This window comes from Faucicola mancuniensis, assembly GCF_046523945.1.
In the GTDB taxonomy this organism is placed as follows: Bacteria; Pseudomonadota; Gammaproteobacteria; order Pseudomonadales; family Moraxellaceae; genus Faucicola; species Faucicola mancuniensis.
In genome coordinates this window covers 1975934-1997538 of sequence record NZ_CP171363.1, presented here as the reverse complement: position 1 = coordinate 1997538, position 21605 = coordinate 1975934, and the positions used below count along the sequence as shown (strand labels likewise).

The 21605-nt window shown below is 40.9% G+C and carries 17 protein-coding genes and 1 tRNA gene; 14 read left to right on the top strand and 4 right to left on the bottom strand.

Features of this window, described 5'->3' with window-relative positions:
- Nucleotides 1–91: 91 nt before the first annotated feature.
- On the bottom strand, nucleotides 92–8560 hold the full coding sequence (locus ACGTJS_RS09835) for a YadA-like family protein (RefSeq protein ID WP_410471929.1): 8469 nt from the start codon (nucleotides 8558–8560) through the stop codon (nucleotides 92–94).
- Nucleotides 8561–9043: 483 nt separating this feature from the next.
- Between ACGTJS_RS09835 and ACGTJS_RS09830 the strand changes: the two genes are divergently transcribed.
- The 9 genes from ACGTJS_RS09830 (at nucleotide 9044) to ACGTJS_RS09790 (ending at nucleotide 12576) form a co-directional block, all read left to right on the top strand.
- The gene (locus ACGTJS_RS09830) at nucleotides 9044–9304 is read left to right on the top strand and encodes a hypothetical protein (RefSeq protein ID WP_410471928.1); all 261 of its coding nucleotides are present in this window, start codon (nucleotides 9044–9046) and stop codon (nucleotides 9302–9304) included.
- Complete coding sequence (locus ACGTJS_RS09825) at nucleotides 9301–9666, top strand: hypothetical protein (protein ID WP_410471927.1); 366 nt, start codon at nucleotides 9301–9303, stop codon at nucleotides 9664–9666. Before ACGTJS_RS09830 ends, ACGTJS_RS09825 begins: the two co-directional genes overlap by 4 nt.
- Before the next feature lie 20 nt (nucleotides 9667–9686).
- Entirely contained in the window at nucleotides 9687–9950 is a 264-nt protein-coding gene (locus ACGTJS_RS09820; RefSeq protein ID WP_410471926.1) for a hypothetical protein, read from the top strand.
- Nucleotides 9947–10312 (top strand): hypothetical protein, encoded by a 366-nt coding sequence (locus ACGTJS_RS09815; RefSeq protein WP_410471925.1) that lies wholly within the window; start codon nucleotides 9947–9949, stop codon nucleotides 10310–10312. The genes ACGTJS_RS09820 and ACGTJS_RS09815 overlap by 4 nt, the downstream gene beginning before the upstream one ends.
- A 20-nt stretch (nucleotides 10313–10332) precedes the next feature.
- Nucleotides 10333–10596: a hypothetical protein gene (locus ACGTJS_RS09810; RefSeq protein ID WP_410471926.1), complete on the top strand. Its 264-nt coding sequence runs from the start codon at nucleotides 10333–10335 to the stop codon at nucleotides 10594–10596.
- Entirely contained in the window at nucleotides 10593–10958 is a 366-nt protein-coding gene (locus ACGTJS_RS09805; protein ID WP_410471925.1) for a hypothetical protein, read from the top strand. Before ACGTJS_RS09810 ends, ACGTJS_RS09805 begins: the two co-directional genes overlap by 4 nt.
- Nucleotides 10959–10978: 20 nt before the next feature.
- Nucleotides 10979–11236 (top strand): hypothetical protein, encoded by a 258-nt coding sequence (locus ACGTJS_RS09800; protein ID WP_410471924.1) that lies wholly within the window; start codon nucleotides 10979–10981, stop codon nucleotides 11234–11236.
- Nucleotides 11237–11271: 35 nt separating this feature from the next.
- A complete protein-coding gene (locus ACGTJS_RS09795) occupies nucleotides 11272–11604 on the top strand; it encodes a hypothetical protein (RefSeq protein WP_410471923.1) in 333 nt (110 codons plus the stop codon).
- Nucleotides 11605–11793: 189 nt separating this feature from the next.
- Nucleotides 11794–12576 (top strand): Abi family protein, encoded by a 783-nt coding sequence (locus tag ACGTJS_RS09790; RefSeq protein WP_410471922.1) that lies wholly within the window; start codon nucleotides 11794–11796, stop codon nucleotides 12574–12576.
- Between the two features lie 80 nt (nucleotides 12577–12656).
- Here ACGTJS_RS09790 and ACGTJS_RS09785 read toward each other — a convergent pair whose 3' ends face one another.
- On the bottom strand, nucleotides 12657–14609 hold the full coding sequence (locus tag ACGTJS_RS09785; RefSeq protein WP_410471921.1) for a DEAD/DEAH box helicase: 1953 nt from the start codon (nucleotides 14607–14609) through the stop codon (nucleotides 12657–12659).
- Between the two features lie 565 nt (nucleotides 14610–15174).
- Between ACGTJS_RS09785 and lptM the strand changes: the two genes are divergently transcribed.
- The 4 genes from lptM to ACGTJS_RS09765 all read left to right on the top strand — a co-directional run bounded on the left by lptM (nucleotide 15175) and on the right by ACGTJS_RS09765 (nucleotide 18659).
- Complete coding sequence (lptM, locus tag ACGTJS_RS09780; protein ID WP_315040946.1) at nucleotides 15175–15411, top strand: LPS translocon maturation chaperone LptM; 237 nt, start codon at nucleotides 15175–15177, stop codon at nucleotides 15409–15411.
- The gene (gene lysA, locus ACGTJS_RS09775) at nucleotides 15401–16711 is read left to right on the top strand and encodes a diaminopimelate decarboxylase (protein WP_410471920.1); all 1311 of its coding nucleotides are present in this window, start codon (nucleotides 15401–15403) and stop codon (nucleotides 16709–16711) included. The genes lptM and lysA overlap by 11 nt, the downstream gene beginning before the upstream one ends.
- 73 nt (nucleotides 16712–16784) lie before the next feature.
- On the top strand, nucleotides 16785–17702 hold the full coding sequence (gene dapF / locus ACGTJS_RS09770) for a diaminopimelate epimerase (RefSeq protein WP_315040950.1): 918 nt from the start codon (nucleotides 16785–16787) through the stop codon (nucleotides 17700–17702).
- A gap of 54 nt (nucleotides 17703–17756) precedes the next feature.
- Nucleotides 17757–18659, top strand: coding sequence for a tyrosine-type recombinase/integrase (locus ACGTJS_RS09765; protein WP_410471919.1), 903 nt, complete (start codon nucleotides 17757–17759; stop codon nucleotides 18657–18659).
- A gap of 90 nt (nucleotides 18660–18749) precedes the next feature.
- Here ACGTJS_RS09765 and ACGTJS_RS09760 read toward each other — a convergent pair.
- Nucleotides 18750–18834 (bottom strand) — tRNA-Leu (locus ACGTJS_RS09760).
- Nucleotides 18835–19129: 295 nt separating this feature from the next.
- Between ACGTJS_RS09760 and ACGTJS_RS09755 the strand changes: the two genes are divergently transcribed.
- Nucleotides 19130–20815, top strand: coding sequence for an alpha/beta hydrolase family protein (locus ACGTJS_RS09755; RefSeq protein ID WP_410471918.1), 1686 nt, complete (start codon nucleotides 19130–19132; stop codon nucleotides 20813–20815).
- A gap of 85 nt (nucleotides 20816–20900) precedes the next feature.
- On the opposite strand, the gene adk is transcribed toward ACGTJS_RS09755, so the two are convergent.
- A complete protein-coding gene (gene adk, locus ACGTJS_RS09750) occupies nucleotides 20901–21557 on the bottom strand; it encodes an adenylate kinase (RefSeq protein WP_315040958.1) in 657 nt (218 codons plus the stop codon).
- Nucleotides 21558–21605 lie beyond the last annotated feature (48 nt).

The following is a 21605-nucleotide window of genomic DNA, read 5'->3' as shown; positions in this document are numbered from 1 at the left end:
TTCCTAAAATTTAATTGTATTTTACATTTTGGTAGCGGATTAACCTTTGTTAAAAAGATTAATCCGTTTTGTTACAATCACATTATGCAAATTACCAGTGGAAACCTGCACCAACCGCACCACCGAAGTTACCTTGTGTATCGGCTGTACCGTTCACTTTGATAACCCAACGACCGTTGTCCGATAGTTTTGAGATACCTAGAGCGACAGCACCTTGACCGTTGTAACTTGCCATACCACCTGATAACATTGATTTACCTGGTAAGTAAGCTTGTGGCAAGGCAGCAGTTGCCATCGCAGCTGATGTACCTGCATTGGCATTGTCTTCAATATCGCCAAGACGGTAGCCAAGTTGGTTGATACTGTTGTTGATATTTTGGTTAAGGCCTTGTAAATCACGGATAGTTGCACCGTTATTTAAAGTATCGCCCTGTGCAGCTTGTACACGTTGAGCAATCACCTCTGGGGTTAAATCGTTTAGATTTTCACCTTGTCTTAACACACCACTTGCCACATTAGTCATTTTAACTGGTCCATCTTTACCAATCAATTTAACCGTATCTGTTGCAGTAGAGGTATCAGCAAGGTTTGCTTGGTTGACATATGCCATTGGGCTGTCAACTTTAATAACACCTGTACCTTTATTTACAGATACTGATGTACCTTGACCATTAACCAATGTTGTACCAGAACCTTGTTTATCATTGGCGTTTGCACCTGCATTCGCGCTACCATCAACTTTAATACCACCTGTACCTGTGCCAGTACCTTTAACAGTAATGGTTCTGATACCATTATCGTCCGTTTGACCTGTCACGGTAACACCATTTTCACCCACGAATTTGACTTCATTGGCATTTTTAACAGTGTCTTTATAGTTGTTGTTTTCAGCTGATACGACCCAACCCATGTTTTGCAAGTCACCAACAGTTGCTGCAGCGTTTTTGTTAACTGGTGCGTCAGCTGTGCCTTTTAGGTCAACTAAGTCAGCATCTGCAGGGGTTGCCACACCGTTTACTGGTGCTTTGTTCAACACAGAGCCTACGCCTGTTAGTTGCGTTGGTTTGGCATCTTTACCTGAAGCAATGTTCAATGCTGTTGTTGGGGCTGTTGTGTTGTTGCTAGCAGGTGTTGCAGTTTCTGCTTTGAAGTTCACAACAGGGGCATTAGCAGGTGCTGATGGGCTTGTGTTACCGATTGACAATGTGTTTGTGTTAACATTGTTAAAGGTTACGTTATCTGCGGTTGCAAATTCAAATTCACCGCCAACTTGTTTAACAGTCAAGTTTTTACCTGCTTTTAGGGTAACGGTATCACTTGGTTTAATGAGTTCGTTGCTAAATGCAGAACCTGCATTGTTACCTGCGCCTGTGATGTTAAAACCAGAATTGTTAATTGCATTGGCAACGGTATTGGCTGTTACCAATTTTTCACCGTCAACTTGTGATGGTGTATTAACTTTACCATTGTTATTTGTCAATTCTGCTGTATTGGCTGTTACAACACCGTCAACCACGTTAATGGTTTTGCTACCTTGTAACACAGCGTTATTAACTTTGGTAATATTAGCCGCTAATTCGCCTTTGTCATTGACAGTAATGGTGTTACCATCAACTTTCACATCATATTGCAAGGTGCTGGTTGTGCCATCAGTGTTGCTGGTTAAGGTTGTGCCTTTACCATCTTTGAAGTTAACGGTGTCATAAGGTTTGACAAAGTCAACTGCTTGTCCATTGCCTTGTAAGTTCCAACCTGCGTTTAATACATCACCTACGGTTGCAGCCTTGTTGTTCATGGCAATCGCTTGTGCTTGTGTTGGTGCTGTCATTGCTTTGGTTGGTTCTGTTACGGTTGTTGGTTTACCGTCTTTACCAATCAAGGTTGTGCTTGATGTGCTTGGTTCTAGGTTGCTAGCTACATTTGCCAAAGTAGTTGGAGCAGCTGTACCATCTGGACCGTTAACAGAAGTAATTACATCACCTTTGGCAACCTCTTCGCCTTTGCCATCTGGTTGTGTATTATAGGTTACATTACCTGCTGCATCTGCGATTGGGTATAGCTGTGTGCCATCTGCTTTTGTGTAAACAACTGGTAAACGGCTTGCATTCGTAACGTCTTGTGGGTTCACGTCAAAGGTTACTTGTGTGCCTGTCGCTGTTGGTGTTGTTTTGGCAGTGGTGTAGTTACCATTAACAAAGTCAACTGTATTACCTGCTTTCATTAATTTAGGGTTTGTACCATTGTTAGCAATGTTAAATCCACTATTATTAATCGCATTGGCAACATCACCTGCGGTTACTAGATAACCAGGGTTTGCAGGGGCTTGTACTTGACCTGTTGGTGTTTGGTTATTTGTTGTCGTTGGTGCTTCGCTAACGGTTAATGGCGTGGTGTTAGTTTTAACGGTAAACTGTTTGATTGGATTACCATTGGCATCTAGCTGTGGTTTACCATCAACCAAAATATCGTCTACTGTAACATTGATGTTATCACCACCGACAACCACGTTGCTATTAATGGTTTTCACTGCATTAATGCTGATAGTACGTACGCCGTTAACAGTTTCACCTTTGATTTCTGTGCCGTTTAGACCCACGAATTTAACTTCGTTGGCGTTTTTAACAGTGTCTTTATATTTGTTGTTTTCAGCTGATACGACCCAACCCATGTTTTGCAAGTCACCAACAGTTGCTGCAGCGTTTTTGTTAACTGGTGCGTCAGCTGTGCCTTTTAGGTCAACCAAATCAGCATCTGCAGGGGTTGCTACACCTTCAACTGGCTTTTTGTTCAACACAGAGCCTACGCCTGTTAGTTGCGTTGGTTTGGCATCTGTACCTGTGCCTGAAGCAATGTTCAATGCTGTTGTTGGTGCTGTTGTGTTGTTGCTAGCAGGGGTTGCTTTTGTAGTGGTTAAGTTTACTGCTGGTACGGCTGCTGTATCGCCTACTTTAACAGATTTAAATTCAGGTGTATCTGTCGTTGCAAATTCAAACTCACCAGCCTTTTGTTTAACAGTCAAGTTGTTACCTGCTTTTAGGGTAACGGTATCACTTGGCTTAATCAACTCTTTGGTAAACTCAGTTGTACCGCCATTATTACCTGCACCTGTGATGTTAAAGCCTGAGTTGTTAATCGCATTGGCTACTGTTTCTGCATTTACTAGGCTGTTTGGTGCAGCAGGGGTTGCTACTTTACCTGTATTGACTAGCGGTTTTGCATCTTTATTTGGTACGCCATCGGTTACATCTGCTACGTTATACACGTTACCATTGATAACAACTGTATTTGCAGGGTCTACTGCTTTGCCGTCAGCTGTTGTTGCTGTTGGTTTTAGTGTGGTTGTTTTGGCTGCAACTTTGGTTGTTTTTGGTGTTACTGGTTTTGGTGTTACGCCATCTACCGCTTTTGGACTACCGTCTTGATTAAAGGTTGTTCCTGCAGGATAGTATTTACCGTCTAGGCTTTGAACAAGTACGTCGCCTTTTTCATCTACGATTTGTGTCGTTGTGTTGTCCACAGCAATGTTGTAGGTTACGTCGCTAGTTTTGCCATCTGCACTTGTGGTTACAACTGCGGTTGTGCCTGTACCATTGACAAAGTTCACTGTGTCGTATGGTTTGACAAAGTCTTTGGCTTCGCCGTTGTTTTGTAAGTTCCAACCTGCGTTTAGCACGTCGCCAATTGTTGCTGCGTTGTTTTTGCCTGCACCGTTAGCAATCTTAGCCGCTTCTGTTGCGGTTAATGGTGCTTTGGTAATGTTAGCAGGTGCTACTGCAACGGTTGTGCCATCTGGTTTTGTGATAACTGTGCTTGTATCATCTACTGATGGTAAGTTTGATTTGACGTTCGCTAATGTTGTCGGTGTGGTTGTGCTGTTGCCACCGTTGTTCATTGATGCGATGATATCGCCTTTATCTACAGGTTGTACAGTACTACCATTAGTATCAACAGGTTGACCTTTGGCATTTAGTGTTGTACCTGCAGGGTAGAAGTTATCACCAATTTTTGTTAGTTTATTACCGTTTGCATCGGTATAAACCACTGGTGTTTGCGCTGTTTCAACGGTTGATTGTGCGTTGATATCAACTGTGATTTGACGTGTACCGTCAGTCAAAGTTGTTCCTGATACGGTTGCTCCATTAACACCGACAAATTTGACTTCGTTGGCGTTACGTACGCTATCTGCGTAAGCTGTGCCTAAGTTGCCTGTGGTTTTGTCAGATGATACTACCCAGCCTAAGTTTTTGGCATCGGCTACGGTTAGGACGTTAGTTGGATTTGAGTTGTTTAGGTTTGCTAGTCCGTCATAGGCAGTTGCGGTTGTTGGTTTTTCAACAGGTGTTGCGTTTGCAGCTGGTACACCATTTACTACTTCGCTAGTGTTGTAGTATTGTTCGCCTACTTTGGTTACGTTTGTATCACCTGCGTAAGTTAGGCTACCTGCCGCTACGTTGCCTAGTTTTGTTGGCGTGGTTGTGCTGTTGTTGCCATTGACTAGGTTGATTTGGCTTGGCGTTACTGGTTGTGGTGTTACGCCATCTACCGCTTGTGGACTACCGTCTTGATTAAAGGTTGTTCCTGCAGGATAGTATTTGCCGTCTTTGGCTTGTACCAGTTGGTTGCCTTGTGCGTCTGTGTAGGCGATGATGGTGTTAAAGGTTACGTCGCTAGTTTTGCCATCTGCATTTGTGGTTACAACTGCGGTTGTGCCTGTACCGTTGACAAAGTTTACGGTGTCGTATGGTTTGACAAAGTCTTTGGCTTCGCCGTTGTTTTGTAAGTTCCAACCTGCGTTTAGCACGTCGCCAACGGTAGCAGCGTTATTCAATGCTTTCACATCAAAATCATCTGGCAAAGATGCACTTGTAGTCACTGCTTCCGCTTTTGGGTTCAACTTCGTATCAGTGTTATATGTATTTGGTAGTGTGCTTGCCACATTTGCCAATGTGGTTGGTGCGGTTGTGCTGTTGTCACCATTGTTCATCGATGCGATAATATCATCTTTTGGTGTTGCTTTTAAGGCTTCAACAAGTTGTCCGTCTTTTTTAGGTTCACCATCTACTAATGTTGTGCCTGCTGGATAAGCTTTGCCATTTAATACTACTGAATCTGCAGGGTAGAATTCATCACCAATTTTTGTTAGTTTATCACCTTTTGCATTGGTGTAAACAACTGGTAATTGTGCTGTTTCTGCTACGTTTTGTGCATTGACATCAACGGTAATGGTGCGAACGCCTTTGTCATCAGTTTTACCTGATACGGTTGCTCCATTAACACCGACAAATTTGACTTCGTTGGCGTTACGTACGTTATCTGCGTAAGCTTTGCCTAAGTCGCCTGTGGTTTTGTCAGATGATACTACCCAGCCTAAGTTTTTGGCATCGGCTACGGTTAGAACGTTAGTCGGATTTGAGTTGTTTAGGTTTGCTAGTCCGTCATAGGCAGTTTTGGTTGTTGGTTCTGCAACAGGTGTTGCTTTTGCAACTGGTACGCCATTTACTACGTCGCTGATGTTGTAGTATTTGTCGCCTACTTTGGTTACGTTTTTATCACCTGCGTAAGTTAGGCTACCTGCCGCTACGTTGCCTAGTGTTGTTGGCGTGGTTGTGCTGTTGTTGCCATTGACTAGGTTGATTTGGCTTGGCGTTACTGGTTGTGGTGTTACGCCATCTACCGCTTGTGGACTACCGTCTTGATTAAAGGTTGTTCCTGCAGGATAGTATTTGCCGTCTTTGGCTTGTACCAGTTGGTTGCCTTGTGCGTCTGTGTAGGCGATGATGGTGTTAAAGGTTACGTCGCTAGTTTTGCCATCTGCATTTGTGGTTACAACTGCGGTTGTGCCTGTACCGTTGACAAAGTTTACGGTGTCGTATGGTTTGACAAAGTCTTTGGCTTCGCCGTTGTTTTGTAAGTTCCAACCTGCATTTAGCACGTCGCCAACAGTGGCAGCGTTATTGTATTGGTTCGCTGTTAGGGTTGGGGCTTGTTGTGCTGTTGTGTAGTTAGGACCTTTTTCACTAACAGTAATCGATGGAATGTTTTTGTCAATTGGGTTGCCGTCAGTACCCATTTGTGTGCCAGCTGGGTAATATTTGTCATCAGCACCTTTTACAAATCTTGGATCATTCTTGATATCGTTGATTGTCGGTGCTAAGGTTGATTTGACGTTCGCCAATGTGGTTGGTGCGGTTGTGCTGTTACCACCATTGTTCATCGATGCGATAACCGTATCTTTTGGTGTTGCTGTTAAGGCTTGAGCAGGTTGTCCGTCTTTGGTAGGTACACCTTTGTCATTTAGTGTTGTACCTGCTGGATAAGTTTTGCCATCTAATACTACTGAACCTGCAGGGTAAAATTCACCGTCAGGTGATTTGACTAGTTTATTGCCGCTTGCATTGGTGTATACAACTGGCATTTGGTCTAGCGTGCCTTTGGCGACCATATACAATTGACTACCGTTAATCGCATCGGTTGATGTTGCCGAAATTTGACCTGCGGCGACGTTTTGGATACGGCGTTCTTTACCAACATCACCAACAGATACGACACCAACTGGCGTTTTGCCTGCAAAACCGCCGTATTGCACACCATTCACGGTAACAGGTTCTGTTACAGCAGCTATACCATCTGTTGTTTCACCTTTAGCAGTATAGGCTGAGTTAGAACCTAAAAATACTGATTGGCTTGCAGTCTTTGTAATATTGTTACCCAGTGCGAAGACATCTGTTTTATCTTCGACATCTGTTTTATCTTTTGCAATATTATTATTATTACCGACAGAATAACTGTTTATGCCATTAATAGTAGTTGTGTCACCAATCGCACCAGAGCTTGCCCCATTGACAATATTGCCTGTACCGATTGAGATGGTGTTTTCTGCCTTGGCTTGGGCACCTTTACCAATAGCGATAGAGTTTTTGGCTAGGTCTGCTGCTGTAGTATAGTTGGTTTTCGCTGTATCCAATGCTGTTTTGGCGGCAGCAATGGTTGCTTTCTGTTCATCACTTGGTGAGAGACCACCTGCTTTCACAGCGTTATCATAGGCTGTTTGTGCTGTGTTCAATGCGTTTTTAGCGTCAGTAAGATCTTTATGTTCTACCTTTGCACCATCACCAATAGCAATACCACTTTCGGCTGTAGATAGTGCGTTTAAACCAAGCACAGTTGAATTTTTTCCCATAGCGGTTGCAGAATTACCAATCGCAACAGTATCATTATTCGCTGCTAATGATGTTGTACCCATTGCGATGGCATTGCTACCATAGGCGATTGAGTTTGTACCGATAGCCGTTGAGTTAGTCGTTGCATTATTACCATACTCTTTTTGCATAGTTGTAGCAATCGTTTGTATTTGTGCTAAACGACCTTTATATTGTGTTAATTTCGCTACAAGTAAAGCATTTTGTTCGCTAGGTTCGTTCGCATATTCTGTTTTTGCTGAAGCTACTAACTCATTAAATTTATCCATGGTATATTGAGCATTTACACCCTTAGCAAGACCATCTACTGCTGTGATATAAGCATCATCCAGTTTTACAGCAAAATCTCTATTAAACACTGGATTATCACTATTAATAAATGCCTTAACGCTTTTTTCCATATCATCTGCAGCAACTCGAATCTTTTCTACAGGACGTATACCACTAATGCCTAGTTCAGCATTTGTGCCTTGTACAGTAGCATTTTTACCAATGGCAATGGCATTTTGGGAGTACGCACCTGCTTGATGACCAATCGCTGTTGCACTCTCACCTCCTTTAGAAATATAAGCTTCACGACCAACTGCAGTCGCATTTGTACCTGATGCATAAGCATTCGCACCCAATACACTAGCACCGACACCTGCTGCAGTTGAGTTTGCACCAGCAACGGTAGCATCACTAGAACTAACGTAAGTATTTGCACCCAATGCTGTAGATGAGTTAACATTGGTAACACGTGAACCAGCACCTATACCCGTAGACGATAGACTACCTATATCCTCAGCTTTAGTATTAAAGTTATCAATATAAGCCATCGCACCAATTGCTGTTGAACCTGTAAACGCACCTGCACCTGTACCAACTGCAGTACCAAAGCCAGTATCACCACCTAAACCTGCAAAAACACTGTTACCAACAGCAACTGTACCTGTCATAGCTGATACTGTTGTGATGTTATTACCAACATAAATACTGCCTTGAACACCGGCACTCGCTGTGTTTGCACCAATAGTAATGGTAGAGTTACCAGCTTTGGCACCATGACCAATTGCAATGGTATTTTTACCATTAGCATTTGTGCTAGAATCACCACAAATTACACTATTTGTTGCTGTATCAAAATAACAAACCTTGTCATCTGTTTGATTATACTCTGTACCTGTCGCCGCATTTGCACCATTGACTAGCACAAACGCCGACGCCATCGCCGTTAACACAAAACGCACCGTACTCATCACAGGCGTAAACACCAATGACTTCACCCCATTAGACTTTTTACCTTGAGCCTTTGCAAACTCAGCCACAGCAACGAACGTACCCGTCGCCTTATTAAAAACAACTTTATAAACGTGATTCATAATGAAATCCCTCAATAATCAATGAAATATTAGACCTAGCAACACATCACGAAACTCACACAAAAAGCCCAGTCAATCTCGTAACCTATCACACAGACACTAACAACCAAATACTTGCAAAAAACATACCCAATCACAAAAAACTCGCAAAAAAATCATGCCCAAATGCCCAAAACAACAATCATTATCAACAAAACATAAAAAATACTCAAAAAAAACATAAAAAATTCTCCAACCAATAAAATATCACTCATTATACCCACAAAAAAACTAACAAAAAAATGTCAAATAGTAACAAACTGACAAAAAATGTCAGCCACACTGACCAATTATAGCCATAAAAAAATTAAGGAGTGACAAAAAATGTCAATAGAACCCATACCAAACCGACAAAATTGCGTACAAATCGCCAATCCTAAATCAATTGATTTTTATAAAATGAATTGCTATCATGACAAAATCACTACCAAAAAGGAAAAAATTATGATAGATATCCCACCGCAACTAGAACAAATTATCGTCGCTCAAGCCACCGCTCAAGGCTTGTCCCCTACCGCTTTGCTTGAAAAAACTTTTATCACCGATGAATACGATGATAACTATCCGTTTAACCTTGAGCGTATGCAAAAAGCGTTAGGCTATGCCGATAGCGTGGAAGAAGTGTTGGCGAATAGTGTGGAAGTGCCGAAAGGGCTTGCTCGTGATTTTGAAGCTTTTGATAAATGGATGAGAGAACGAGCATGAATATTCTACAATCTCACCATTTTAACACGCAATACCCAACATGGGATATTGCTGTACGCCAAGCGATTGCACAGTTTATTGACCATGTAGAAACGCATGGTTTTAAAGGCTTAAAAGGACGTAACAAATCATCAGCGATAGAAAGTACAACAAAAAAAGGCATGGCAAGGTTTAAAACCGCTCAAAAACATTGTCTTTGGCACTATCATATCGGACTGCCTGAATATGTGGAACAAGCAAACGGTGAGTTTACCAGTGAGATGGTGTTGCATTATATGCGGTTGAATGATTGTGTTGTGTTGGTTGATGTGGCGACGCATCCGCCTTTTAACTTGCCAAGTAATGAGAAATTGAACTATTAACCACCAAAAAGGAAAAAATTATGATAGATATCCCACCACAATTAGAACAAATTATCGTCGCTCAAGCCACCGCTCAAGGCTTGTCCCCTACCGCTTTGCTTGAAAAAACTTTTATCACCGATGAATACGATGATAACTATCCGTTTAACCTTGAGCGTATGCAAAAGGCGTTGGGCTATGCCGATAGCGTGGAAGAAGTGTTGGCGAATAGTGTGGAAGTGCCGAAATCGGCGTTAAAAGATTTTGATAGTTTTAAACGTTGGATTGGAAGAAATAACGCATGAACATAAAATTTGCCACAATTCTTGAAAGTCAATTAAGCCAACTTGACGAGACAATACAAAAAGCCATTTTTGATTTTGCAAACCATGTAGAAACGCATGGTTTTAAAAGCTTAAAAGGGCGTAATAAATCATCAGCGATAGAAAGTACAACAAAAAAAGGCATGGCAAGGTTTAAAACCGCTCAAAAACATTGTCTTTGGCACTATCATATCGGACTGCCTGAATATGTGGAACAAGCAAACGGTGAGTTTACCAGTGAGATGGTGTTGCATTATATGCGGTTGAATGATTGTGTTGTGTTGGTTGATGTGGCGACGCATCCGCCTTTTAACTTGCCAAGTGATGAGAAATTGAACTATTAACCACCAAAAAGGAAAAAATTATGATAGATATCCCACCACAATTAGAACAAATTATCGTCGCTCAAGCCACCGCTCAAGGCTTGTCCCCTACCGCTTTGCTTGAAAAAACTTTTATCACCGATGAATACGATGATAACTATCCGTTTAACCTTGAGCGTATGCAAAAGGCGTTGGGCTATGCCGATAGCGTGGAAGAAGTGTTGGCGAATAGTGTGGAAGTGCCGAAATCGGCGTTAAAAGATTTTGATAGTTTTAAACGTTGGATTGGAAGAAATAACGCATGAACATAAAATTTGCCACAATTCTTGAAAGTCAATTAAGCCAACTTGACGAGACAATACAAAAAGCCATTTTTGATTTTGCAAACCATGTAGAAACGCATGGTTTTAAAAGCTTAAAAGGGCGTAATAAATCATCAGCGATAGAAAGTACAACAAAAAAAGGCATGGCAAGGTTTAAAACCGCTCAAAAACATTGTCTTTGGCACTATCATATCGGACTGCCTGAATATGTGGAACAAGCAAACGGTGAGTTTACCAGTGAGATGGTGTTGCATTATATGCGGTTGAATGATTGTGTTGTGTTGGTTGATGTGGCGACGCATCCGCCTTTTAACTTGCCAAGTGATGAGAAATTGAACTATTAACCACCAAAAAGGAAAAAATTATGATAGATATCCCACCACAATTAGAAATGGTTATCATAGAACGGGCAAAACAGCATGATTTAAGCCCTGTATCGTATCTGGAACAGTTGTTTTTGACAAACGACTATGACGATGAGCCGTTATACGATATTGACCGTATGAGCGAACGTATCAAAGGCTATGAAACCAAAGAATTGGCTTTAAAAAATGGGCGTGTCGTCCCAAAATCCGCTCTTAAAGACTTTAAAGCTTTTAAACAATGGTTGGAGCAACGCTAATGCAGGTTATTTTTGCTGATATACTGGATAGTGAAATGGGTAGCTTAGATGAAAGCGTGCAACAAGCCATTTTTGATTTTGCAAGCCATGTAGAAACGCATGGCTTTAAAGGCTTAAAAGGGCGTAACAAATCATCAGCGATACCCAATCCTCACACCAAAAGGCAACGAGCGAATTTTAAACACGCCCAAAAAAATTGTCTATGGCACTATCATATCGGACTGCCTGAATATGTGGAACAAGCAAACGGTGAGTTTACCAGTGAGATGATTTTGCACTATATCCGCTATGATGATACGATTGTGTTGGTTGATGTGGCGACGCATCCGCCTTTTAACTTGCCAAGTAATGAGAAATTGAACTATTAACCACCAAAAAGGAAAAAAACTTGGTGATTGGCTAGCAAATGAATTAAAATAATTCAAATAAAAAAGCCCACCAATGGCGGACTTTTCTATGATTTAAAAAAAAGTTGTCCAAAGGGGGCGTGCATATCCGAAGATTACACGGAACTTACCCTTTGGCACACAGGTTAATAATACAGGAAAAGAACCATAATGTCTAGCCAATATGAAAAAATTTTTGACCTTTTGCCAAAAGAAAGAATGAAAACCTATTTTTTAGCGACAAATTGCAAAACTTTATCCATCAAATTATACGATATTAATTCAGAAGTAGGTGGTTTGTTTAAATTACCACTTGAATATTTTGAAGTGATGATAAGAACAGCAGCTCAACAAGCATTTTTGGCAACTTACGGTGAAAATTGGTTAGAAAACAATACATTGCATTATATGTTATCTCAACAAAATAGAGAAAAGATACAAAGTTCTATTAAAAAATATAAACATAATTCGGGATTTTTACCAATAGATAATGTTGTTGCGGATTTAAGTTTGGGTTTTTGGCAAGAATTATTTAGTAAAAAGTTTGTAGATAGAGTTTGGAAAAAACAATTTGAAACGGTTTTTACCAATTTTGATAGAAGTAAAACGATAGCTGAACATATTGCTATAATACACACTTGTATTGACAATATCCGAGAATTAAGAAACCGAGCTTTTCATCATGAGCCAATATTTAAAAGAAATTTAAGAAAAGACATCAAACAAATTCATGATGTATTAAATCGCTATTCTGATGAACTTTATCATCATGTTGTTAGTCAAGAAAAAGTGTCTATTCTGATAGATTATAGCATAGTTTTTCCACTTCTGGATGATAACAATAAACAGCAATATCTCGTATTAAAAGATGAAATTGTGGTAAGCAATACGGATTTGGATAAAAAATTAGCAAAACTAGATAAAATGGCATTGGCGATGTTGCTTAAAAAATAAGAACCTGTATTCACAACATTATGAATACAGGCTCTAAAAAAAAGACAAGCGATTATCACTTGTCTTTTTTTTGTTACCGATTAACGAAAACGGCGTTTTGGTGCGGTTGCACCGTATAATTCTTCTTTCACGCCTTTTTTGCGTGGGGGAAAATCTGATTTTGCGTCTTTTTTTGTATCTTTGCGTGGTTTTTTGTCAAATTTATCATGCGAACGATTATCACGCTCAAAACTTGATGAACGGTTAAAACCATCGTCAGAGCCGAATTTGCGTGGTTTTTTGTCAAAATGGCGATTGTCTTCATCAAAACGTTTGCCAAATTTTTTATCTGACTTTTCTCGTCTGTCAAAACCTTTGTCCGCTTTGTCAAAATGGCGTTCGCCACGCTCACCAAAATGCTCTTTACGTTCAAAGCGGTCATTGCGGTCAAAACGTTCATTTTTTGCAAATCGTGGTTTGTCATCAAAACGTTTTTCACCATGTTGTTCAAAACGTTCACCACGTTCAAATTTTGGCTTGTCATCTTTAAAACGTGGTTTTTTGTCAAAACGCTCTGAGCGGTCAAAACGGCTGTCAGAGCGATGACCACGGTTTTCAAAGCGATTGTCAGAACGGTTGTCAAAACGCTGTCCGCCTGATTTAAATCTATCACGTCCGCCACCATTACCGCCATTGCGTCCACGACTGCGATTTGGGCGTTCATTGCGTTCAACAAATTTTGGCTCAAGCCCTTCCACAGTCGCTTCTACCATATCACGTTTTAAATAACGGTTGATATTGGCAAATTGTCTGCGGTCATCACGGCTACATAGGTTAATGGCAACGCCTGTACGACCAGCACGTCCAGAACGGCCGATACGATGAACGTAATCTTCAACTTGGCGTGGCAAGTCATAGTTAAATACATGACTAATGTTTGGTAAATCAATACCACGGGCCGCCACATCAGTCGCCACGACCAACTGATAACGTCCATTGCGAAGGTCAGCGACAATGCGGTTACGCTTGCCTTGTGGCAGGTCGCCATGCAGATAACAAACCTTGTGTCCCCAGTCTTCTAGGCGTTCGGCAAGTTCTTCGGTACTGCGTTTGGTTGCGGTAAAAATAATCGCTTGTTGGCGGTCTTGGTCACAAATCAAATGCTCTAACAATTTGTTTTTGTGGTCAAAATTATCACAAAAATACACTTTTTCATCAATGTGAGCGGTTTCCACTTTGATGCTAATGCGTTCTGGATTTTGGGTAAAAGTTTCGGCGATTTTGCCTACTTCACCGTCCCAAGTCGCTGATGACATGATGGTTTGGCGGTGTTCTGGCGTAGCTTGTAAAATCGCTTCAATATCATCGGCAAAGCCCATATCTAGCATACGGTCGGCTTCATCAAGTACCAAAATAGACAACTCAGATAAATCCACACGACCCGCATTGATATGGTCTAGCAATCGCCCCGGTGTTGCGATGATGATTTGCACGCCTTTTTTTAAGGCACGGATTTGTCCATTATAAGGCGAACCACCGACCAACGGCACGCTAAACAAATCACGCATAGACGAGCCATATTTGCGAATGCTGTCCGATACTTGGTGTGCCAATTCACGAGTCGGTGTTAAAATCAAGGCTTTTACCATTTTGGGTTGATGGCGTTTGTGTTTTGCAGATTTTTGTTCGGTTTTGCCGGCTTTGGGCTGTGATGGCTGTTCGCTTAAATGTTGCAAAATTGGCAAGACAAACGCCGCTGTTTTTCCGCTACCTGTTTGAGCAGATAATAACAAATCACGTCCTGCAATTGCTGATGGAATGGCTTTGGCTTGGATTGGTGTTGGGTTGGTGTAGCCTGTTTTGGCAATACTTTTTAACAAAATATGAGACAAACCCAACTCAGCAAATGCTGATACATCGTCATTTTTTGCTTGGGTTTGGTTGTTTTGCGTATCGGTGTTAGCGACACTTTGTTCGTTATTTTTGCTGATTGTGTCAGCGTTATTCGCTTTATCAAGCGTAGCGTTATCAAAAAAATTATCAATATTTGTCATAAAAAACCTTTTTTAAAAAAACTTAAAAAAACACGCCCAGTGTATTTGTGAAAAAAACACAAATAACAGACTATTTTGGCTAAAAAACCAAAATAATGTTGGATAAATGTAAATTTTAAGTGTAAAAATTACACGCAAAAAAGCAAAACTCTAGGGCTAAATGATGAAAAATCAATTAGCAAATTCAACACAAATCGTGTTATTTGAGCATTGCAATCTCAAGTGTCACTTTCAAAAAAGAATTATTCTCAATGAGAATTGTTGGTATGACAAAGTAGAAAAAAGTTTTGAAAAACTTTAAAAAATATCACAATGCTTAAATGATTATTGTAAAGAAAATTTACAAAATAAGACCAGATTTAGCTAAAAAACTTGTTGCTATCAGCGTAGTGGGTGCTATCAAAAGCATGGCTATTGTAGGTAAATTTTTGCCAAAAAGCAAGGATTATTTTTAGTTTTATAATCATAAAAAATTGGCAAAAAAATTGTAGTAACGCTGTTAAATACGAATAAAAAACGTTAGAATAAAGGGTCTCTAAATTGATTTTAACAAATGGATAACAACATGAAAAATATGAAAAAAAATGTGCAGACTTTGGCGGTATCGCTTGGTTTTGGTGTGTTGGTGATGGGTTTGTCAGCGTGCGGACAAAAAGGTGATTTGTATTTGCCAACAGAAACAGTGACAAAACAACTTGCCACACAAAACGAAAATCAAGACACAACACAGCAACATTCAAATGAACAAAATTTGACAAATCAAGATTTAACACAAACACAGGATTCAACAAATGACTACTAATACCACGCAATCAGTTTTAGATATTAATCCAACCGACCACGTTGCCCATTTATCAAGCCTTGATTATGTGAACAATCACTTAACAATGGAGCAGGTAAACTTAACAAAAGTTGCCGAACAATTTGGCACACCGACTTATATATATAGCAAAAACGCCATTTTACAAGCCTATCAAGCCTATGACAAGGCGTTTGGGGCAGTGGAACATCAGATTTGTTATGCGGTAAAAGCCAATAGTAACCTTGCGGTATTGCAACTGTTGGCACAGGCTGGGGCGGGCTTTGACTTGGTGACAGGTGGCGAGTTGGCTCGTGTGTTAAAGGCAGGTGGCGACCCTAGCAAAATCGTATTTTCAGGACTTGGCAAAACCGAAAGCGACATTGAAACCGCTTTAAACGCACAAATTGCCTGTTTTAATGTGGAATCCGAAAGCGAATTGCACCGCATTAGCAAGGTCGCACAACGTCTTGGCAAAACTGCACCAATTTCGTTGCGTGTCAATCCAGATGTGGACGCTAAAACTCACCCTTATATTTCTACAGGTTTAAAAGAAAATAAATTTGGTGTCAGTCATGACGATGCCTTGCGTGTGTACAAAATCGCCAAAGATTTGCCGAACCTTGAGATTGTGGGGATTGATTGCCATATCGGTTCACAATTGACAGAAGTTCAGCCTTTTGTTGATGCGTTGGATAAGGTGATTGAATTAATTCATCAGTTAAAACAACAAGATATCGTACTAAAACACATTGATTTGGGCGGTGGCTTGGGCGTGCGTTATACCAACGAAACGCCTGTGGCGGTGGCGGATTTTGCCAATGCTTTGTTGCCAAAATTACAAGATTTGGGTTTAAAAGTGTATCTTGAACCAGGGCGGAGCATTGTGGCAAATGCAGGGGTCTTATTGACAAAAGTTGATATTTTAAAACCGACCGAACACAAAAATTTTGCGGTGGTTGATGGTGCGATGAATGATTTAATCCGCCCGACTTTGTACGAATCGGTGATGGCGGTGATTCCAACCAATTTATCAAACGCCAAAAATATAGATAAAAAACAATGGGATATTGTGGGTACGATTTGTGAAACGGGAGACTTTTTGGCAAAAAATCGTGTGCTTTCTTTGAGTGAAGGCGATGTGTTAGCAATCACTGGGGCTGGGGCGTATGGTTTTACTATGTCAAGCAATTATAACAGCCGTCCACGTGCGTGCGAGTTGTTGGTTGATGGTGAAAATGTTCACTTTATCCGTGAGCGTGAAACCGTAGAAAGCCTGTGGGAACGTGAACAAATGTTATAAATAATATCACTTATCAATTTTAAGCAATTATGATAAGATAACGATAATAAAACCAAAAAATAAAGGAAATAATATGTTAATTGAATTTACCAAAATGCACGGTCTAGGCAACGATTTTATGGTCATAGACTTGGTTACACAGCGTTTGAACCTAACCACTGAATTTGTCAAATTATTAGGCGATAGACATTTAGGCATTGGCTTTGACCAGTTGTTAATCGTAGAACCGCCAAGCCAGCCTGATGTGGATTTTCGTTATCGCATTTTTAACAAAGATGGCTCAGAAGTACAACAATGTGGCAATGGGGCAAGATGTTTTGCCCGTTTTGTGCAAGCTCGCAAGCTGTCATTTAAACAAAAAATCCGAGTAGAAACCGCAAGTGGCATTATCACCTTAAGCACGGATAATTATGGCTGGGTACAAGTGGACATGGGCAAACCAAAGTTTGAACCAGAACAAATCCCATTCGCCCCAAAAGCCATCACCAAAGTGCAAAACTCGTATCGCTTAGATGTGGACGGCACGCCTGTAACCTTGTATGTGGCAAATATGGGTAATCCGCACGCTGTGATTAAGGTTGATGATGTATTGACCGCCGAAGTGGGGCGACTTGGCAAGGCGATTGAGAGCCACCCAGCTTTTCCAGAGCGTGTCAATGTCGGCTTTATGCAAGTGATGAATGACCGTCATATCCGCCTGCGTGTGTATGAGCGTGGCGTGGGCGAAACCCAAGCGTGTGGCACAGGGGCGTGTGCGGCTGTGGTTACAGGTGTGCGTGAGGGCTGGCTTGATGAAGGTGTGGATATCAGAGCCCAGTTGTATGGCGGTAGTTTGATTGTGCGTTGGCAAGATGGCTATCCTGTATACATGACAGGCCCTGCAACTTTTGTGTATGAGGGTGTGTTTAGCCCAGAAGGGTTAATGGCTGGAGCGGGGTTAAAACCTGTCAATCAACATGTACTTGATGAAAATCAAGAAACTTTTGAATGATATTGTTTTTAAAAATCCCATTTCGCTTTTGTAAATGGGATTTTGTATTTGTTTATGATAAATTTAATTGAACAATGGCTTCACGAACTCACCGTTCAACACTACAAAGCCACCACCATTCGCACTTATCACCAATCATTACAACCTTTTTTGGCATTTTTACAACACGCCAATATACATGATTTTGACAAAATCACCCGCCAACATATCAGCGATTATCTTGCCAAACGCATTGACAAAGACAAAATGGCAAAAGTGAGTGTTCAACATGAATTAACCGTTTTACGCCAATTGTTTCATTGGCTTATCAAAAATGAATTTATCCATCAGAATCCTGTTTTAGCCCACAAAATCAAACGTTCTGCCAGAAATTTGCCAACCTTGGTGGATATCGATACTTTAAATCAACTGCTGGAACAAGCCGAACCCGACAACGCAAAACAACGTCAGCTTTGGCTTAGGGATAAAGCCATGTTTGAGTTATTATACGGTAGCGGACTGCGAGTAAGTGAACTTGTTGGGCTTAATTTGTCCGATATCAATTCGCATGACAAATTGATTCACGTCATCGGCAAAGGCGATAAGGCTCGCATTGTGCCAATCGGTCGCAAAGCTTGGCAAGCCTTGCAAAACTATCTGCCAATCCGTCAAACGTGGCTAAAAACGTCTAGCTCTGCCGTTTTTATCAGTCAAAAAGGCGAACGCATCAGCACTCGCACGGTGGAGTTGCGTATCAAACATCATGCCAAACGAGCCAACATTCCTCAAACCATGTATCCGCATTTGTTGCGACATTGTTTTGCATCGCATATTTTGAGCGGTAGTGGTGATTTGCGTGGCGTGCAAGAGCTGTTGGGGCATGAAGATATCAGCACCACGCAGATTTATACGCATTTGGATTTTGCACATTTGTCAAAAGTATATGACAACGCCCACCCACGTTCACGGCGTTCCTAATATACACCCACACCGCCCTAAAAAAGTGTGTCAAAAATGTGCAAAACAAAAAAGTCAATAACGTAAGTTATTGACTTTAAAGAATAAAAATGGTGGGGTCGGAGAGACTCGAACTCTCACGGGTCGCCCCGCTGGAACCTAAATCCAGTGCGTCTACCAATTTCGCCACGACCCCAAATAAGTTGTTAAAGATAAGACGTTTTGTTTATCTCGTCTTTGTGGTTGCCTATTATATACATTTTTATTTTTTGTGCAAGTGTTTTTTGCAAAAAAAATATTTTTTTTCTCAATTCTTTTAAAAACACATATAAATCAATGGGTTATAATTTTTTATTTTTATAAAAAAATAGATTGACAATTGTTATAAAAAGTAGCATTATATTTTTAAGTTTACAAATGTTTGTATGTTTGTAAATGAGTTTTTCAATTAACAGGATTTTTCAAACATTTCACTATCAAAGGATATGATTATGGCAAACTTTCATCTTCGCACATTGTCATTAGCAGTAACAACCAGTCTAATTTTAACCGCTTGCGGTGGCAGTGATAACGGTTCAACAACATCAAATAACACATCAATACCAAATACCAGTGGCGTAAAATCTTTGGCGACTGGCAAATTATTGGCTGAGCCAAGCACTTTTAAAACCCTAACGCCTGAACAAATCAAACAAGCCACGTTGTCAATTGAGCCAGCGACTGCCAATGCTATTGGCGACCCAAAATGTGGCGTGAGTGTGCAGTATATGCACTATGATACGCTTGATGCCAAAGGCAAACCAACCGATGCGACAGGTGCGGTATTTGTGCCGACTGGTAATGACCCAAGCTGTAAAGGCAACCGCCCTGTGGTGCTACACGCACACGGCACAGCAGTTCAACAGAATTTTAACTTTGCGGAAGTCGGCAATCCAGGCAACGAAGCAGGTTTGCGTGCTACGTCTATGGCAAATATTTTTGCAGGACAAGGCTATATTGTGATTGCACCCAACTATGCGGGTTATGATAAGTCAAAATTAGATTATCACCCTTATTTAAATGCCGAACAACAATCGCATGAAATGGGCGATGCCCTAAAAGCTGGGCGTGAAGTGCTAAATAAAGTCGCCAATTTGGGTGTCAAAGACAACGGTAAGCTATTTTTAACAGGCTATTCGCAAGGCGGTCATGTCGCTTTGGCAACTGCCAAATATTTTGAAAAAATTCATGAGGCTGTTACCGCTTTAATGCCAATGTCCGGCCCTTATGCGATGGGTGCGTTTGGTGATGTGGTATTTGGTGGTAATGTGATGGTGGGCGGTACTTATTTTGCCCCATTGATGGCTCGCAGTTTCCAAGAGCAATTTGGCAATATCAACGCCAATGAGCTATTTGCACCTCAATATGCCAGTACAATGATGAGTTTGCTACCTGCCAAAGCGGATATCACAGGCAAACTGCCGACCAGTGCGTTATTCCAAAATAATACAGGTATCACAACCATTGATGCGGTATCGCCTGCCGACCCAAAATTTGCGTTTGGCTTTGACAATGCCAATTATTTATTAAATACCACTTATCGTGCCAGTTATTTGGCAGATATGCAAAAAAATCCTGATTGGTCAATTCCTTATTTTAAAGGCAATACCAGTGTGATTCCTGTGGTGGCAAGCAATCCTGAAAATACGTTACGTCAAGCGTTAAAAGCCAATGATTTGCGTGATTATGTGCCAAAAGCCCCTGTTATCCTGTGCGGTGGTAATCAAGACCCAATGGTATTTTTTGATGTGAACACCACTTTGACGCATGGTCTATGGTCAAATCTGTATGGCAAAACTGGCGGTTACAAATTTGGTATGGTGGATTTAGATGTGTCTAATCAAGCCACTCGTAACCGTGATGTTTATAAAACTCAAGGTTTGGCAACAGTGGCTGATAATGCAGTCAAAGCCGAAGCCGAAAAAATGCAACAAGCCTTCACCCAAAATATTAAATTAATCGGTCAAAATGCAGCAGCAAGTGCAATGGCTCAACTGGCAAGTGTACCAAATCTAACTGACGCACAAAAACAAACCACTGCGCAAAGTGCGGCTACTTATGCAGTGATGTCAAAATATCATAACACTGCTGCACCCTACTGTATGGCAACTGCTAGAACGTTTTTTTCACAGTTTTAATTCTTTATAGCTGTGCAAAAATAAACCACCAAAAAGGTGGTTTGTTTTTTTGTCTGTTTAATTTGATGATAATTTGACAAATAGATTAGGCTTTTAATTCTGTCAAAATTTGTTCGCTAACTTTGGCAATATCTTGCGTACCGTCAAATTTGGCATAGCGTGGGGCATTTTCACCTGTTTTTGCCAAATCTTGATAAAAACCAATCAAAGTTGCGGTCAATTTGTGATAAGTCGCCAAACGGTCAAGAATCACTTCTTCTTTGTCATCATCACGTTGAATCAATGCTTCGCCTGTTTCATCGTCTACATCGGCAACTTTTGGCGGATTATAAACGGTATGATAAGTACGACCAGACGCCTGATGAACTCTACGACCTGACAAACGTTGAACGATTTGCTCATCTGGCACGTCAATTTCAATCACATTGTCAATATGCACACCTGCATCAGCCAAGGCTTGTGCTTGTGGAATGGTGCGTGGAAAGCCATCAAAAATACAGCCGTTGGCACAGTCTGGCTGGCTGATACGTTCTTTAACAAGGTTAATGATTAAATCATCTGATACCAGTCCACCAGCATCCATGACGCTTTTGGCTTGTTTACCAAGCTCTGTGCCTGCTTTGATGGCAGAGCGTAGCATATCACCTGTAGAAATCTGTGGAATACCAAATTCTTTGGTAATGACTTGTGCTTGCGTGCCTTTACCTGCCCCCGGTGGTCCTAATAAAATGATACGTTTCATATTTTACTCCTACTAAAAAAATTTAAAAATAAATGACTGTCTAACAAT